At 74.4% G+C, this 13,763-nt stretch carries 9 protein-coding genes; 2 read left to right on the plus strand and 7 right to left on the minus strand.

What is annotated here, in order from left to right; genetic code table 11:
* Positions 1-207 precede the first annotated feature (207 nt).
* Both ACFOW4_RS20120 and gltB read right to left on the minus strand, forming a co-directional pair.
* Positions 208-1,743 carry a glutamate synthase subunit beta gene (locus ACFOW4_RS20120; RefSeq protein ID WP_377529931.1) on the minus strand — a complete coding sequence of 512 codons (1,536 nt, stop codon included), beginning with the start codon at positions 1,741-1,743 and terminating at the stop codon, positions 208-210.
* On the minus strand, positions 1,736-6,436 hold the full coding sequence (gene gltB / locus ACFOW4_RS20125) for a glutamate synthase large subunit (RefSeq protein ID WP_377529933.1): 4,701 nt from the start codon (positions 6,434-6,436) through the stop codon (positions 1,736-1,738). Before gltB ends, ACFOW4_RS20120 begins: the two co-directional genes overlap by 8 nt.
* A 154-nt stretch (positions 6,437-6,590) precedes the next feature.
* Between gltB and ACFOW4_RS20130 the strand changes: the two genes are divergently transcribed.
* Positions 6,591-7,427, plus strand: a complete 837-nt coding sequence (locus tag ACFOW4_RS20130; RefSeq protein ID WP_377530064.1) for a GNAT family N-acetyltransferase — start codon at positions 6,591-6,593, stop codon at positions 7,425-7,427.
* 21 nt (positions 7,428-7,448) lie between these two features.
* On the opposite strand, the gene ACFOW4_RS20135 is transcribed toward ACFOW4_RS20130, so the two are convergent.
* Positions 7,449-8,636 carry an FAD-dependent monooxygenase gene (locus tag ACFOW4_RS20135; RefSeq protein WP_377529936.1) on the minus strand — a complete coding sequence of 396 codons (1,188 nt, stop codon included), beginning with the start codon at positions 8,634-8,636 and terminating at the stop codon, positions 7,449-7,451.
* A gap of 15 nt (positions 8,637-8,651) precedes the next feature.
* Positions 8,652-9,851 carry a prolipoprotein diacylglyceryl transferase gene (gene lgt, locus ACFOW4_RS20140; RefSeq protein ID WP_377529939.1) on the minus strand — a complete coding sequence of 400 codons (1,200 nt, stop codon included), beginning with the start codon at positions 9,849-9,851 and terminating at the stop codon, positions 8,652-8,654.
* Positions 9,852-9,953: 102 nt separating this feature from the next.
* Between lgt and ACFOW4_RS20145 the strand changes: the two genes are divergently transcribed.
* Positions 9,954-10,481 (plus strand): NUDIX hydrolase, encoded by a 528-nt coding sequence (locus ACFOW4_RS20145; protein WP_377529941.1) that lies wholly within the window; start codon positions 9,954-9,956, stop codon positions 10,479-10,481.
* 186 nt (positions 10,482-10,667) lie between these two features.
* On the opposite strand, the gene trpA is transcribed toward ACFOW4_RS20145, so the two are convergent.
* Genes trpA through trpC form a run of 3 tightly spaced genes read right to left on the minus strand, consistent with a single transcriptional unit; the run spans position 10,668 to position 13,554 of the window.
* Positions 10,668-11,471 (minus strand): tryptophan synthase subunit alpha, encoded by an 804-nt coding sequence (trpA, locus tag ACFOW4_RS20150; protein WP_377529943.1) that lies wholly within the window; start codon positions 11,469-11,471, stop codon positions 10,668-10,670.
* A gap of 1 nt (position 11,472) precedes the next feature.
* Entirely contained in the window at positions 11,473-12,711 is a 1,239-nt protein-coding gene (gene trpB / locus ACFOW4_RS20155; protein WP_377529945.1) for a tryptophan synthase subunit beta, read from the minus strand.
* A gap of 39 nt (positions 12,712-12,750) precedes the next feature.
* A complete protein-coding gene (gene trpC, locus ACFOW4_RS20160; protein ID WP_377530066.1) occupies positions 12,751-13,554 on the minus strand; it encodes an indole-3-glycerol phosphate synthase TrpC in 804 nt (267 codons plus the stop codon).
* Between the last annotated feature and the right edge of the window lie 209 nt (positions 13,555-13,763).

Genomic DNA, 13,763 nt, shown 5'->3' on the forward strand with positions numbered 1-13,763 from the left:
CACAAGTCTCACGAGGACTGCCGGATTTGCCCATATTCCGTGACTGGTCTCACCGGTCCACCCGACCGGGTTGACGCAGGTCACGCCCCAGGTCGGCGCTACCGGACGCGGAGCGGGACGTTCGGCGAACGACCGACCGGCGCGGCAGTTTCGCACCGCACCGGCCGGTCGCCCTCGAACAACGCCTCCCGGCCGCCGCTCGGCGGGTCAGCGGGCGGCGAGCGGCTGCGCGGCCGGGTCGACCGGCGCCGGCAGCGTGCCGGCACCGCCGAGGTAGCTGTGGATGGCGGCGGCCGCGGCCCGACCCTCGGCGATGGCCCAGACGATCAGCGAGGCGCCCCGGTGCATGTCGCCGGCGACGAACACCCCGTCGGCATTGGTCTGCCAGTCGGCGCGGGCGTCCACCGCGCCCCGGGCGCTGCGGGTCACCCCGAACTGGGCCAGCAACGGCTGCTCCTCGGTGCCCTCGAAGCCGATCGCCAGCAGCACCAGGTCCGCCGGTAGCTCGCGCTCCGAGCCGGGCAGCACGGTGACCACCCGCCGGCCGTCGCGCTTCTCCACCGTCACCTCGGCGATCCGCACCGCCCGCACCTGCCCGGTGCCGTCGTCGACGAACTCCTGCACGGCCACGGCGAAGACCCGCTCGCCGCCCTCCTCGTGCGCCGGGTAGCTGCGCAGGATCCACGGCCAGGTCGGCCACGGGTCGCGAGCCTCGTCGCGCTCCTGCGGGGGCTGCGGGTACAGGTCGAGCTGGTGGACGCCGGCCGCGCCCTGCCGGTGTGCCACGCCGAGGCAGTCGGCGGCGGTGTCACCACCGCCGATGATCACCACGTGCTTGCCGGCCGCGTCGATCGGGGTGCCGTCCGGCAGCGCCGCTCGGGCCGCCCGGCCCGCGCCGGTGGTCGCGCCGCCGGGCTGGTCGGTGGTCGCGGCGGCGACCGCGCGATTCGCCGCGACCAGGTGCGCCATCGCCTGGTGTACGCCCCGCAGCGCCCGCCCCGGCGTGTCCGGGGTGTCCCGGCCCTGCAACGCGCCGCAGGCCAGCAGCACCGCGTCGTGCTCGGCACGCAACTGCTCGGCGGTGACGTCCACCCCGACGTTCACCCCGGTGCGGAAGCGCACCCCCTCGGCGGCGAGCTGGGCCAGCCGCAGGTCGATGTGCCGCTTCTCCAGCTTGAAGTCGGGGATGCCGTAGCGCAGCAGCCCGCCGATCGCGTCGTCGCGCTCGTACACCGTCACCGCGTGACCGGCGCGGGCCAACTGCTGGGCGGCGGCCAGGCCGGCCGGCCCGGAGCCGACCACGGCGACCGAGCGCCCGGACGGAGCCGGCACCGGGCGGGGGGTGAGCCCGCGCGCCGCCGCGGCGTCGGCGATCTCCACCTCGACCTGCTTGATGGTCACCGGCTGCCCGCCGGCGATGCTCAGCACGCAGGCCGCCTCGCAGGGCGCCGGGCAGAGCCGGCCGGTGAACTCGGGGAAGTTGTTGGTGGCGTGCAGCGACTCCACCGCCGCGCCCCAGTTGCCGGTGCGGACCAGGTCGTTCCAGTCCGGGATGCGGTTGCCCAGCGGGCAGCCGTCGTGGCAGAACGGGATGCCGCAGTCCATGCAGCGCGTCGCCTGTTCGCGGACGAGCTCCTCGCCGGCCGGCGGGTACACCTCGCGCCAGTCGCTGATCCGCACCGGCACCGGCCGGCGGGCCGGCAACCGCCGGTCGTAGCGCAGGAAACCGTTCGGGTCAGGCACGAGCCACCTCCTGGGCAGCCACACGCGGGGCGGGCGGCACCGGCGCGGCTGGCGCCAGTGCGCTCATCACCGCATCGTCGACGTCGCGGCCGGCGGCTTCGGCGGCCCGCATGATCTCCAGCACCCGGCGGTAGTCGCGGGGCACCACGGCGGTGAACTCCGTCACCGCCTCCGGCCAGCGCTTGAGCAGCTCCTCGGCGACCGCCGACCCGGTCTCGGCGACGTGCCGTTGGACCAGCTCGTGCAGCAGCGCCTGCTCGGTCTCGCCCAGCGGCGCCAGATCGACCAGCTCGGCGTTCACCCGCTGCCGGTCCAGCCGGTGCACGAAGGCGGTGCCGCCGGACATCCCGGCGGCGAAGTTACGGCCGGTCGCGCCGAGCACCACCACCGTCCCGCCGGTCATGTACTCGCAGCCGTGGTCGCCGACGCCCTCGACGACCGCGACCGCGCCGGAGTTGCGCACCGCGAACCGCTCCCCCACCCGGCCGCGCAGGAAGACCTCGCCGCCGGTGGCCCCGTACAGGATGGTGTTGCCCGCGATGATCTGGTCCTCGGCCCGCTGGCCCGGCTCGGCGTCGGCGTCCAGGAACGGCGCGGCGGCGTCCGGGCGGACGATGATCCGTCCGCCGGAGAGGCCCTTGCCGACGTAGTCGTTGGCGTCGCCGTGCAGCCGCAGGGTCACCCCGCGCGGCAGGAACGCGCCGAAGGACTGCCCGGCGGTGCCGTGCAGCACGAACTCGATGGTGTCGTCCGGCAGGCCGGTGCCGCCGAAGCGGCGGGTCACCTCGCCGCCGAGCATGGCGCCGACGCTGCGGTGCTCGTTGCGCACGGCCACCTCGACCCGCACCGGCGCGCCGTCGGTCAGGGCCGGCCCGGCGAGCGCGATGAGCTGGTTGTCGAGGGCGTGCTCCAGCCCGTGGTCCTGGGCCCGTACGCCGCGGCGGGCGGCGCCGGCGGGCAGCTCCGGCAGGTGCAGGACGGGCGCCAGGTCGAGGCCGGACGCCTTCCAGTGCGCCACCGCCGGGGCAACGTCCAGCAGCTCACTCTGCCCGATCGCCTCCTCGATGGAACGGAAGCCCAGCTCGGCCAGGTACCCGCGGACCTCCTCGGCGAGGAAGAGGAAGAAGTTCTCCACGAACTCCGGGGTGCCGGTGAACCGCTCCCGCAGCACCGGGTTCTGGGTGGCGATGCCGACCGGGCAGGTGTCCAGGTGGCAGACCCGCATCATCACGCAGCCGGCGACGATCAGCGGCGCCGTGGCGAAGCCGAACTCCTCGGCACCGAGCAGGGCCGCGATCAGCACGTCCCGGCCGGTCTTGAGCTGGCCGTCGACCTGCACGGTGACCCGGTCACGCAGCTTGTTGAGCAGCAGGGTCTGCTGCGCCTCGGCCAGGCCCAGCTCCCAGGGGGTGCCGGCGTGCTTGAGCGAGTTGAGCGGGGACGCCCCGGTGCCGCCGTCGTGGCCGGAGATCAGGATGACGTCCGCCTTGAGCTTGGCGACCCCGGCCGCGACGGTGCCCACTCCGACCTCGCTGACCAGCTTGACGTGCACCCGGGCGGCCGGGTTGACGCACTTCAGGTCGTGCACGAGCTGGGCGAGGTCCTCGATGGAGTAGATGTCGTGGTGCGGCGGCGGGGAGATCAGGCCGACGCCCGGGGTGGCGTGCCGGGTCCGGGCGATCCACGGCCAGACCTTGTTGCCGGGCAGCTGACCGCCCTCGCCGGGCTTGGCGCCCTGGGCCATCTTGATCTGGAGGTCGTCGGCGTTGACCAGGTATTCGCTGGTCACGCCGAACCGGCCGCTGGCGATCTGCTTGACCGCGGAGCGGCGGGCCGGGTCGTGCAGCCGGTCGACGTCCTCGCCGCCCTCACCGGTGTTCGACTTGCCGCCGAGACGGTTCATCGCGATCGCCAGGGTCTCGTGCGCCTCCGCCGAGATCGACCCGTACGACATGGCGCCGGTGGCGAACCGCTTGACGATCCCGGTGGCCGGCTCGACCTCCTCGATCGGCACCGCCGGACGCAGGCCGGTGCGCAGGGTGAACAGCCCGCGCAGCGAGCCGGCCCGCGCGGCCAGCTCGTCGACCTTGGCGGTGTACTGCCGGAAGACGTCGTACTGCCGGCTGCGGGTCGCGTGCTGGAGCAGGAAGACCGTCTCCGGGTTGAACAGGTGCAGCTCGCCCTCGCGGCGCCACTGGTACTCGCCGCCGACCTCCAGCCGGTCCGAGGTGGGAGCGCCGGCCGGCGGCCAGGCCAGCGCGTGCCGGGCGGCCACCTCGGCGTGGATGCCGGCCAGCCCGACGCCGCCGATCCGGCTCGGGGTGCCCCGGAAGTAGCGCTCGACGAGGCGGGTGTCCAGGCCGACGGCCTCGAAGACCTGCGCACCGCAGTACGACGACACCGTCGAGATGCCCATCTTGGACATGATCTTCAGGACGCCCTTGCCGAGCGCCTTGACGTAGTTGCGCACCGCGGCGGCGGGCTCGATGCCGACCAGGGCGCCGGTGGAGATCATGTCCTCCACCGACTCGAAGGCCAGGTACGGGTTGACCGCGGCCGCGCCGTAGCCGATCAGCACCGCTGCGTGGTGCACCTCGCGGCAGTCGCCGGACTCGACGATCAACGCCACCTGGGTACGGGTCTGCTCGCGGACCAGGTGCTGGTGCACGGCGGCGGTGAGCAGCAGCGACGGGATCGGCGCCAGGTCGGCGTTGGAGTCCCGGTCGGAGAGGACCAGGATCCGTACGCCGTCCTCGATCGCCTCGGAGACGTGCCGGCAGATCTCGGTCAGCCGGGCCTTGATCCCGGCGGCGCCCTCGCGCAGCCGGTACAGGCCGGAGACCCGGACCGCCTTGAAGCCGGGCAGGTCGCCGTCCTCGTCGATGGAGAGGATCTTCGCCAGCTCGTCGTTGTCGATCACCGGGTACGGCAGCACGATCTGCCGGCAGCTCGCCGCGTTCGGGGCGAGCAGGTTGCCCTCCGGCCCGATCGTCGAGGCCAGGCTGGTCACCAGCTCCTCCCGGATCGCGTCCAGCGGCGGGTTGGTGACCTGGGCGAAGAGCTGGTGGAAGTAGTCGTAGAGCAGCCGCGGCCGGGTGGACAGCGGCGCGATCGGGGTGTCCGTGCCCATCGACCCGATCGGCTCCGCGCCGACCCGGGCCATCGGCGCGAGCAGGATCTTCAGCTCCTCCTCGGTGTAGCCGAAGGTCTGCTGGCGGCGGCGCACCGAGTCGTGGGTGTAGACGGTGTGTTCGCGAGCGGGCAGGTCGTCGAGCTGGATCAGCCCGGCGTGCAGCCACTCGTCGTACGGCAGCTCGGCGGCCAGCTCGGACTTGATCTCCTCGTCGTGCACGATCCGCCCGGCGGCCGTGTCGACGAGGAACATCTTGCCCGGCTGGAGCCGCCCCTTGGCGATGACCCGGGCCGGGTCCAGGTCGAGCACGCCCGCCTCGGAGCCGAGCACGACGAGCCCGTCGTCGGTGCGCCACCAGCGCCCCGGGCGCAGCCCGTTGCGGTCCAGCACCGCGCCGACGATCTCGCCGTCGGTGAAGGCCACCGACGCCGGCCCGTCCCACGGCTCCATGAGGCTGGCGTGGAAACGGTAGAAGGCCCGCTTGTCGGCGGCCATGGCCGGGTCGTTCTCCCAGGCCTCCGGGATCATCATGAGCACCGCGTGCGGCAGGCTCCGCCCGGCCAGGTGCAGCAGTTCCAGCACCTCGTCGAAGTTCGCCGAATCGGACGCGCCCGGGGTGCAGACCGGGAAGACCCGACGGATGTTGCCCGGCAGGTGCGGCGAGCGCAGGAGCGCCTCGCGGGCCTGCATCCAGTTGCGGTTGCCCCGGATGGTGTTGATCTCGCCGTTGTGCGCGATGAACCGGTACGGGTGCGCCAGCGGCCAGGACGGGAACGTGTTGGTGGAGAACCGGGAGTGCACCAGCGCGATCGCGCTCTGCACCCGCTCGTCGCGCAGGTCCGGGTAGTACGCGGGCAACTGGTCAGGCGTCAGCATGCCCTTGTAGACCATCGTGCGGCTGGACAGCGACGGGAAGTACGCCGGCACGCCCCGCTCGGCGCTCTCCCGTTCGGCCTGCTTGCGCAGGCAGAACGCCACACGGTCCAGGTCGATGCCGCGCAGCGCGGACCCGGCCGGCCCGTTCGGCGAGTCGGTCAACCGGTGCGCGGCGAGGAAGAGCTGCCGGACCCGGGGCATCGCCGCCAGGGCGGTCTCGCCGAGCCCGGTCGGGTCGACGGGCACGTCCCGCCAGCCGAGCACCTCGGCGCCCTCGACCAGCGCGTACTTCTCGACCACCCGCCGGGCGCGGGCCTCGGCGGCGTCGTCGTCGGGGAGGAAGACCAGGCCGGTGGCGTACTCGCCAGCCGGCGGCAGCGCCACGTCGGCCACCGCGCGCAGGAACGCGTCCGGCACCTGGATCATGATGCCCGCGCCGTCGCCGGTGTTGGGCTCCGCGCCCCGGGCACCGCGATGGTCCAGCCGGCAGAGCGCGCCGAGCCCGTTGGCGACGACCGAGTGCGAACGCCGGCCGTGCAGGTCCGCGACGAAGGCCACGCCGCAGGCGTCGTGCTCCTGCGCCGGGTCGTAGAGGCCCTGGGCGGGCGGCTGCGGGCCGGGCGTCGGGGACGGCTGCGGGCTGTGCGGGTACGGCTGTGACTTGTGCGGGTACGGCTGAGCCACCGGGCCTCCTGTCGTCACTCAGGTTGGATCATGGTGGGGACGACGTCGGCCCGTTGGGTCTATTGAGTCTACGTTAGGGCGCGGGGCGCAAGGCCACTCAAGATTGATCACACCGTCCAGAGTCTGGGACGTGTAGTCTCGCGCGGTGGATCCGCTGCACAAGGACGTCTTCGCCCGGTTGGAACGCTTTTACGACTCGGTGCCCCGGGACGGGGCCCGCGCCGAGGAGTACGGCGGTCTCGTGCTCTTCGTCCGCGAGGGCGCCGGTTGGCCGTTCTACGCCCGGCCCCGACTCGACGCCACCGCGCCCGCGTCGCTGGCCGACATCGCCGCCGCCCGGGAGCGGCAGCGCGAGCTGGGCCTGCCGGAGGCCTTCGAGTGGGTGCACGAGACCAGCCCTGAACTGCTGGCGGTGGCCCGCTCGGCGGGGCTGGCCGTGCTGGAGGCGCCGCTGATGGTGCTCGACCCGGCCGCCCTGCCCGACCCGGCGACGCTCTGCGACGTACCGGTGCGGGTGCTGGACCCCGACGCGCCCGACTTCGCCGCGGACGTGGCCGCCCGCCGGGCCGTCGCCGCCGTGGCGTTCGCCGCCGCCGGCACGGCGCGCGGAGACGCCGGGCCGGCCGAGCGCGACGCCGCGGTCGGTGAGCTGGACCAGGCCGCGCTGGACGAGGAGCGGGACCGCATCGCCGATGGCCGGCGCATCTCCGCGCTGGCCGGCACGCCGACCGACGGCGCGCTGGCCAGCGGCATGGCCATGCGGGTCGGTGACGTCGCCGAGATCGCCGGCGTGGCCACCCTGCCGGTCGCCCGGCGGCGCGGACTGGGCGCCGCGCTCACCGCGACCCTCGCCCACGAGCTGCGCGCCGCCGGCACCGACCTGGTGTTCCTCTCGGCCGGCAGCGAGGACATCGCCCGGGTCTACCTGCGGGTGGGCTTCCGCCGGATCGGGACCGCCTGCATCGCCGAGCCCGCCGCCCTCATTCCCTGACCGCCACGCCGTCGCGGGACGTCAGGCCGGTGGGCGCCACTGGGCGGCGGAGGCGGCGGCGCTGGAGAGCAGCCGAGAGTTGATCGTGCCGAGTGCGGCGTCCCGGGCCCGCAGCGCCAGGCGACCCCGGGCCTGCAGCACCGCGGACATCCGCCGGGTCTGCCGTACCACCGTGGCCGCGCGGGGTCGGCGCACCCGGTCGTACGCCTGCACGGCGTCGGGCAGCCGCGCCTCGCGCAGCAGCGAGGCGAGCGTGGCGGCGTCCTCGAAGGCGAGGCAGGCGCCCTGACCGAGGTGCGGCGGCATGGCGTGCGCCGCGTCGCCGAGCAGCACCACGCCGCCCGGCCCGGCCGGGAAGCCGTACGCGCGGGGCAGCGGACGCAGCTCGCGGACCTCCTGCTGGACCAGGTCGGTCGGGTCGGTGGCGTCGAGCAGCGCGCCGATCGGCGCCGGCCACCCGGCGTACCAGCGACGCAGCAGGGCGAGCTGGGTCTCCGGCGGCTCGGGGCGGGGCGCTCCGGCGGCGGTGGCCACCCAGTAGATGCCGCCCCGGCTGGAGCCGCCCGACGAGCCGCGCTCACCCAACGACGCGGCCACGAAGCGGTATCCGGCGCCGAGCACCTCGCCGGCGACGGGCTGGTCGGCGGGGAGCCGAGGGGCCCGGTACCAGGGGATGACCGCCCGCCAGGCGGCGCAGCCGGAGCTGATCACCCCGGACTCCGGTGCCAGTTGACGGCGGATGCCGCTGTCCGTGCCGTCGGCGGCGACCACCAGGTCGGCCTCGATGGTGTGCCGGCCGTCGTGCACCGCCGGGCGCTGCCCCGGCTCGACCCGGACGTGCCGAACGGTCACCCCGGTACGCAACTCGACCCGATCACCGAGCCCTGCGATCAGCGCGTCGTGCAGGTCCTCGCGGTGCACGACCACGGGCATCCGGTCGGCCGGAACGGGACGGGGCTGCACCAGCCAGTGCCCGTCCGGGCGGCGTACCCCGCCGTCGGGCAGCGGAGTGGCTATCGCCGCGAGACCCGCACCGAGGCCCAGCGCCTGCAACGCGCGGACGCCGTTGGGCCAGAGCACCACCGCGGTCGGCTCCGGCCGGACCCGTTCCGTCCGTTCCAGCAGGGTGACCTGCCAGCCCGAGCGGGCCAGCGCGCCGGCCACCGCGAGGCCACCGACCCCGGCGCCGACCACCACCGCGCTACGCATCGGTGCCGCCCCCGCTCAGCTGTCCCGGTCGGCGGGGCGCGAGCCGCCGGCACCGGCCCGGTCGTCGCGCCCGTCGTCGGCGCCCTCCGGGTCGCCGTCGACCCGGTCGGCGGACGGGCCGGCAGCGGTGCGCTCGGCCATCGCGTCCGCCTGCGGCTCGTCGCCGCCCGGCCCGGCCTCGTCGTCGGCCGGCTCGGGTGGCACCGCGCCGGTCTCCCGGTACGCCCGGTACTGCTCCTCGCTGACCACGCGGTAGCCCTCGGGGGCGGCGGTCCGCGCCCCGGCCTCGGACTCGGAGAGGTCGACCTGGGACAGGTCGGAGCTGGTGGTCGGGGCCGGTGTCGCGGCGGCGCCAAGCGGGATCAGGTACTCCCGGGGGCCGCGGACCCGGACGAAGTAGATCAGCGCGCCGAGGAACACCAACGCGGCGGTCCAGACGTTGAGCCGTACGCCGAGGATGGTGTTCGCCTCGTCGGTACGCATCAGCTCGATCCAGAACCGGCCCGCGGTGTAGCCCATCACGTACAGCGCGAACGCCCGCCCCCGACCGAGGCGCAGCTTGCGGTCGAGCAGCAGGACCAGGGCGGCGACGCCCACGTTCCACAGCGCCTCGTAGGCGAAGGTCGGGTGGTAGAGGCCCGGTTCGAGGATGGGCTGGCCGGCGTCGTCGCGCAGCGCGTGCCCCGGATTGTCCGGGTCCATCCGGTGGATCTCCAGGCCCCACGGCAGCGTGGTGCGGCCGCCGAACAGCTCGTTGTTGAACCAGTTGCCGAACCGGCCGACCGCCTGGGCCAGCGGCAGCCCGGGAGCGAGCGCGTCGGCGACCACACCGAGCGGGATGCCCAACTGGCGGGCGGCGATCCAGGCGCCGATCGCGCCGCCGGCGACCGCGCCCCAGATGCCCAGACCGCCCTCCCAGATGGCGAACGCCTTGACCGGGTCACCGCCGGCGCCGAAGTACTTCTCCGGCGAGGTGATCACGTGGTAGACGCGGGCGCCGATGATGCCGGCGGGCACCGCCCAGACCGCGATGTCGAGCACCGCGCCGGGCGCCACGCCGCGCCGGCGCAGCCGGTGCTCGGTCACCACGCAGGCCAGCACGATGCCGAGGATGATGCACAGCGCGTACGCCCGGATCGGCACCGGCCCGAGCTGCCAGACCGCGGTGCTGGGACTGGGCAGGGCCGCCTGGGGCGACAGCGAGGCGAGGGTCACGGGTGCACACGCTACCGCTGCGCACCCTCGCGGCGGCACCCCGGGCCGTCGGTGCGCGTACCCCGGTGACTTCTGGTTTGCGCCGCCGTAGGCTCTTTGTCCATGAGCGCGCTCACCTGGGCGGTCGCCGCGGTCGTCTCCGACGACGCCGGCCGGGTGCTGCTGTGCCGGCAGGGTCGGGGCGAGCGGCGCTACGCGCTGCCCGGCGGGCGGCTGCGCCCGACGGAGAGCCCGGTACGGGCCGCGCTGCGCGACATCCGCGCCGAGACCGGCTGGGAGATCGAGCTGGTCGACCTGGTCGGGCTCTACCAGCTCGCGGGCGCCGGTGCGGTCGCTCCCGCCGGGCACGCCGGGCCGCTGCCGGACGTGCTGGTGCACGTCTTCCGAGCCCGCGTCAGCGGCGTCCGGCCGACGGCCGACCCGTCGGCGGGCTGCCGGCTCTCCTGGCACGCCCCCGCCGACCTGCCCGCGGCGGTCACCCCGCTCACCAGGGCCGCCGTCGCCGACGCGGTGGCCGGCCATCGCGGTGTGCTGCGCCACGCGCCGTTCGACCGCGACGCACCGCCAGCAACGGCGCAGCCTCCGGAACAACGTGGCGATACGGACATCGACCGCTCACTGCATCCGTGACCGACGCCGGCCTGCACGCAGCCGCAGCGTGCGGCACCCTCCCCGCCCGGCCCGGCGGGCACCTTCCGCGCGACGGCTATGACTGTGTGGCATACATATGACACACAGTCATAGCCGTCGAGAGAGACACCGGCGCCAAGCGGGCGCCCTGCCGCACCACAGCATCCCGGCTTTAAGAAGCGCGGGTCAGCGGGTGGGGGTGCGGACGCCCTCGGCCAGTTCGGCGGAGAGCGCGCGCAGCGCGGCCAGCCCGTCGGCCTCGGTGGGCGCGTCGAGCACGCAGCGGACCAGGGCGCTACCCACGATCACGCCGTCGGCGTACCCGGCGACCGTGCCGGCCTGCGGGCCGGTGCCGACGCCCAGACCGACGCCGACCGGCAGGTCGGTGACCGCCCGCACGCGGGAGACCAGCGTCGGTGCGGCCTCGGAGGTGCTCGCCCGGGCACCGGTGACGCCCATGACCGCGGTGGCGTAGACGAAGCCGCGGCAGTGGGCGACCGTCATGGCCAGCCGGGCGTCGGTGGACGACGGGGAGACCAGGAACGTGCGGTCCAGCCCGTGCGCGTCCGAGGCGGCCAGCCACTCGTCGGCCTCGTCGGGGATGAGATCCGGGGTGATCAGGCCGGTGCCGCCGGCGGCGGCGAGGTCACGGGCGAACGCGTCCACGCCATAGCGCTCGACCGGGTTCCAGTAGGTCATGGTGACCACCGGGGCGCCGGTGGCCGCGACCGCCTCGACGATGCGCAACGTGTCCGCGGTGCGTACGCCGCCGGCGAGCGCGATGTCGCTGGCCCGCTGGATGACCGGCCCGTCCATCACCGGGTCGGAGTACGGGATCTCCACCTCGATCACGTCGACCCCGGCCTCGACCATCGCGGTCATCGCCGCGATGCTGCCCTCGACGGTCGGGAACCCGGCCGGCATGCAGCCGACCAGCAGCGCCCGCCCGTCGGCCCGGGCCTTGTCGAACGCCACCCCGATCCGGCTCATCTCACTGCTCCTTGTCGAGGATGCCGAAGTAGTCGCCGGCCGTGTGCACGTCCTTGTCGCCCCGGCCGGAGAGGTTGACCACGATGGTGGGCTCCCGGCCCAGCTCCGCGGCGAGCTTCGGGGCCAGCGCAACCGTGCCGGCCAGCGCGTGCGCGCTCTCGATCGCCGGGATGATCCCCTCGGTGCGGCAGAGCAGCTCGAACGCGGCCATCGCCTCGTCGTCGGTGACCGGGAGGTAGGTGGCCCGGCCGGTGTCGTGCAGCCAGGCGTGCTCGGGCCCGACGCCCGGGTAGTCCAGCCCGGCGGAGATCGAGTGCGACTCCATCGTCTGCCCGTCGGCGTCCTGGAGCACGTAGGTGCGGGTGCCGTGCAGCACGCCGGAGGAACCCCCGGTGATGCTGGCCGCGTGCCGGCCGGTGGCCACCCCGTCGCCGCCAGCCTCGAAGCCGTACAGCCGCACGTCGGGGTCGCCGACGAAGGCGTGGAAGATGCCCAGCGCGTTGGAGCCGCCGCCGACGCAGGCGGTGACGGCGTCCGGCAGCCCGCCGGTGAGGTCCAGGCACTGCTGCCGGGCCTCGTCGCCGATGCCGCGGACGAAGTCGCGGACCATCGCCGGGAACGGGTGCGGCCCAGCGGCGGTGCCGATCAGGTAGTGCGTCTGCTCGACGTTGGCCACCCAGTCGCGCATCGCCTCGTTCATCGCGTCCTTGAGCGTGCGCGAGCCGTTGGTGACCGGCACGACGGTGGCGCCGAGCATCCGCATCCGGGCCACGTTGAGCGCCTGCCGCTCGGTGTCCACCTCGCCCATGTAGACCACGCACTCGAGGTCGAACAGGGCGGCGGCGGTAGCGGTGGCCACACCGTGCTGGCCGGCCCCGGTCTCCGCGATCACCCGGGTCTTGCCCATCCGCTTGGTGAGCAGCGCCTGGCCGAGCACGTTGCGCACCTTGTGCGCGCCGGTGTGGTTGAGGTCCTCCCGCTTGAGCAGCACTCGCCCGCCCACCTTCGCGGAGAACCGCCGGGCCTCGTAGAGCAGCGACGGGGTGCCGGCGTAGTCGCGCAGCAGCGCGCCGAACTCGGCCCGGAAGGACTCGTCGGCCATCGCGGTGCGCCACGCCCCGTCCAGCTCGTCCAGCGCGGCCACCAGGGCCTCGGGGACGAACCGGCCGCCGAAGCGGCCGAAGTGGCCGGCGGCGTCGGGCTGCGAACCGGCCGTGGGGGCCAGCGCGTCGGCGCTCATCGCGAATCCTCTCGGTGGGACGTCACACCGGCGCGCTGGTCAGCGCACCGGCCGGGGCGTGGCCGGGTGGTTGCCGGCGTTGACCAGCTCGGCGACCGCTTCCCGGGGGCTCTTCTGGGTGACCAGTCCCTCGCCGACCAGGACCGCGTCCGCGCCGGCCGAGGCGTACCGGATCAGGTCGTGCGGCCCGCGCACGCCGGACTCGGCGATCTTGACGACGCTGCTCGGCAGGCCGGGCGCGATCCGCTCGAAGACGGACCGGTCAACCTGAAGGGTACGCAGGTCACGGGCGTTGACCCCGATCACCTGCGCGCCGGCCTCCAGGGCCCGGTCGGCCTCCTCCTCGTCGTGCACCTCGACCAGCGCGGTCATGCCCAGCGACTCGATCCGCTCCAGCAGACCCATCAGGACGTTCTGCTCCAGGGCCGCGACGATCAGCAGGACCAGGTCGGCGCCGTGTGCCCGCGCCTCGTGCACCTGGTAGCTGGAGACCACGAAGTCCTTGCGCAGCACCGGCACGGTGACCGCGGCCCGGACGGCGGCCAGGTCGTCCAGCGAGCCGCCGAACCAGCGCCCCTCGGTCAGCACGCTGATCGCCCGCGCGCCACCGGCGGCGTAGTCCCCGGCCAGGTCGGCCGGGTCGGCGATCTCCGCCAACCGGCCCTTGGACGGCGACGAGCGCTTCACCTCGGCGATCACGGCGACGCCGGGCTTGCGCAGCGCCGCGTACGCGTCCAGCGGCGGTGGCGCCGCGGCGGCCAGCTCGCGGATCCGCTCCAGCGGAACCTGTTCCTGCCGCCGGGCGACGTCCTCACGCACGCCGGCCAGGATCTCGTCGAGCACGCTTGCGGACGCCGCCGAACCGGCCTCGTCCCCCTCCGCGTGCGCATGCTCAGCAGTCACCAACGGACTCCCCTCTCCGGGTGTCATGGGCCGATGCTAGGGGCTGCCGGCCGACGCCGGGTGCCGGGGGTATGGCGCTGCTCACCAAAAGGGCTGCGGCATAATGGCCGACTTGCCGTGAAGGGGATGTCACGCAGCGCCACCTCCTG

It is taken from the genome of Micromonospora sp. GCM10011542, assembly GCF_042650685.1.
Lineage (GTDB): Bacteria > Actinomycetota > Actinomycetes > Mycobacteriales > Micromonosporaceae > Micromonospora.